Genomic DNA, 2860 nt, shown 5'->3' with positions numbered 1-2860 from the left:
TTGCAAGGGGGCTGCAAAGATGGTCAAAAACGGGTGTCTTGTACCTTGGTTGTATCTCTATCGGCATATATGGCTGATATACAATGCAGGTTAATAATTCGGCGGCAATAGAATAGCGTTTGAAAGACGTATTCATTGTTTAGTAGTTTTCCTGATAAAATGTTAAATTTAGGGTAGTTAGATTAGTTTTTCTTCCAATTGTTTGGTTTTTTGGAATTGAATGCCTACCTTTGCATTGACAAATCCCGCTCGCTTCCCATAAGAACAGCGTACCCAGCGGGACATTTTTTAAATTGTAGGTATATGAAAGTTATAAAGAACAAGACAATAGATTTTGCAACCGCAGTTCAGGCTCCCGTCATTAACGGAAATAGAGCTGCACGGACAGGTTATGTCCGTTTGGTTCGCCTTATCACTGACGAGCCTGTTCCTCAACAAACTTCATATACGGGAAAAATTGAGTTGAGGTAGGAATGGCTGTATATACAAAAGAATACGAATCCCAGCCAGAAGCTATTCTTACAAACGTCATTATCTGTCCAGCCGTAGATTTGTCGGCAAACGTGGCTGTTCCTGTTCATTGCCAAGTTGAAAATGTATTGTGGGACACAGGAGCGACCAATACATTGATTTCACAGGAAGTTGTAAATGCTTTAGGGTTACAACCGAAGAACAAGGCTCTTATTTCGAGTGCAGGAGGTGATGTCGAATCCTGGACTTACCTTGTTCATGTTATCCTTCCAACAGGAACAGCAGAGTTGAATGTTCAGGCTCTGCTTAACGACAATTCAGACTATGATGTGGTGATTGGCATGGATATTATAAATTCATGCGACTTCTGCTATACAAACAAAGACGGCAAAAGTACATTCTCCTTATGTCATCCAGCAAAGGAGAAAATCATTCTGAAATAAACCAGCCATAGGCTTTCTTTCAAGAAAGACATGTGCGACAACAATAATGACAGATGTGACATTCGCATCTGTCTTTTGCTTTTTACGCCAATAAGAGGCCATTTCCTTACACAAAATATACGAGATTTGAGCAAGACTTAGTTAATTATGGTTAAATTTAAGGTTTATACATACTTTTCCATAACAAAATGAGGTTGTATTGAGATTTTCTTTGTACTTTTGCAGCGGACTATTATCGCCATGTTTATAGCCATTGAGGTTAGACGTGTTCTTTCGTGATGGCATACAAGGCAGCCTACGCCGTGCTGAGTATGGCGGAGTCATAATGACAAAGCGGTACAAAGCGGGCATTGGGTGGGAAAGATAGTCCAGACATAATGAAGGCGTTTACTAACGCTCTGTTTAAGACAGTCTGTAATCTAGCAAATTAACAGTTATCATAGTCTTGAGCAAAGCCAACGGTAGATGTCCCGGGTGTGATAATATCGCTCCTGCGGAGACCTGTAAGCACGGATTGTACCTTTTCGGGCACAACAATTGTTTATTATGGTCTCCTAATGGAAATGATTATTCATATCGGCGTGGGCTCTGACGTTGTCTGTTCAACTATGATAGGCAATTGCTAGAGCCTCAGACTGTGGAATAGACAACAGACGTTTCCACGCTCTTTTTATGTCTATATTGCTATTAACGAGCAACGACATATAAGCCGATATGAACGCATTGCTTAATGCGCATACCAAACGAGGTTGCGATTCACCTCCTCACATTGGATTTGCCTCCAATGTCTCCCCCGAAGCCCAAAGCTCACAAACAGGGGTGTCCTCGGAATATGTCCAGCAGGAAGGTTACAACTGGTTTGTTCTTCGTGCTACTTATAACAGGGTAAATGCAGCCGTAGAGAAAGCAAAGAAGAATGATATTAAGACATACGTGCCGATGCACTATGTACTAAAAGTGATTGCTGGGAAGAAGAAGCGAATACAACAGCCTCTTCTTCCCAACTTTCTTTTTATATACGCCACAAGGGAACAATCAGACAGTTTTGTGAAAAAGACAGTTGATGCCCCAATCTCTTTTATAAAATATTATTTGGATAAGACGCTTCCTCCAGAGGCAAACGGTAAAAATCCTCCGCTTATTATACCATACAATGCAATGATAAATTTTATCAAAGCAACAAGTACTGATAGTGAGCATGTACGCATTGTTACAGCGGAACAGTGTCACTATAAAAGTGGAGATAAAGTACGAGTAATAGCTGGTGACTTCAAGGGAGTGGTTGGAAAAGTTGCCAGAATAGCAGGACAACAAAGAATTGTTGTTGAGATCTCGGGATTGTGCCTTGTCGCTACTGCGTATATTCCTACTGATTTTATTGAGATTGTCAAATAATGCCGAAAGGCATATTGTTTAATTTAAATTTTTTATTTTATGAAGAAAAATGGTAAGAATGAAGAACTTCAGTCTCGTCGTGAGTTCTTTAAGAGAGCCGCTAAAGGTGCTCTGCCTATTTTGGCTGGTGCAGCTCTCCTGTCAAGTCCTATCTTGTCAGAAACTGCAAATGCAATGTCATGCGCAGGATGTAACAACCGTTGTATGAACAGTTGCTTCAACACATGTCATGGTACTTGTAGCAGAACTTGCTCCGGTACAAACAACAGAAACTAATCCTTCCCTCCACGGAGGTTATAGAATTCGACAATCTCTTTCTCGGAAGACTCGTAGTCATTTGTAAGGATGCAGCGGTAGGTGTATTCTCCTTCCCACAGGTCGAGTTCGCCGTCTATCCGCTTCTGTCTTTGAATCACAAGACGGTATGCCTTCCCTTTCCATTTCTCGATGAGAATGGAGGCCAGCTCAAACTCAATACCGCCCAATTTCACTTTCTTCCAACCTCTGAGGGCAAAGATGTCATTGTAGAGCGAACTGCATCGGTTGGCACG

At 41.4% G+C, this 2860-nt stretch carries 4 protein-coding genes and 1 pseudogene; 4 read left to right on the top strand and 1 reads right to left on the bottom strand.

Annotated features, from left to right (window positions below; all coding sequences use genetic code 11):
* Positions 1-303 precede the first annotated feature (303 nt).
* The 4 genes from DXA05_RS26650 to DXA05_RS25810 all read left to right on the top strand — a co-directional run bounded on the left by DXA05_RS26650 (position 304) and on the right by DXA05_RS25810 (position 2585).
* Positions 304-471, top strand: a complete 168-nt coding sequence (locus DXA05_RS26650; RefSeq protein ID WP_153877556.1) for a hypothetical protein — start codon at positions 304-306, stop codon at positions 469-471.
* A 2-nt stretch (positions 472-473) separates the two neighbouring features.
* The gene (locus tag DXA05_RS25820; RefSeq protein WP_048316574.1) at positions 474-914 is read left to right on the top strand and encodes a retropepsin-like aspartic protease; all 441 of its coding nucleotides are present in this window, start codon (positions 474-476) and stop codon (positions 912-914) included.
* A gap of 714 nt (positions 915-1628) precedes the next feature.
* Positions 1629-2309, top strand: coding sequence for a UpxY family transcription antiterminator (locus tag DXA05_RS25815; protein ID WP_049129570.1), 681 nt, complete (start codon positions 1629-1631; stop codon positions 2307-2309).
* Between the two features lie 39 nt (positions 2310-2348).
* Positions 2349-2585: a hypothetical protein gene (locus DXA05_RS25810; RefSeq protein WP_080975713.1), complete on the top strand. Its 237-nt coding sequence runs from the start codon at positions 2349-2351 to the stop codon at positions 2583-2585.
* On the opposite strand, the pseudogene DXA05_RS25805 reads toward DXA05_RS25810, so the two are convergent.
* Positions 2585-2860 (bottom strand): annotated as a pseudogene (locus tag DXA05_RS25805) (IS1380 family transposase); the annotation flags it as partial. The gene DXA05_RS25810 and the pseudogene DXA05_RS25805 overlap by 1 nt on opposite strands.

The sequence above is a fragment of the Bacteroides sp. AM54-2NS genome (assembly GCF_003602935.1).
GTDB lineage: Bacteria > Bacteroidota > Bacteroidia > Bacteroidales > Bacteroidaceae > Bacteroides > Bacteroides xylanisolvens.
This window is presented reverse-complemented; position numbering and strand designations above follow the sequence as displayed.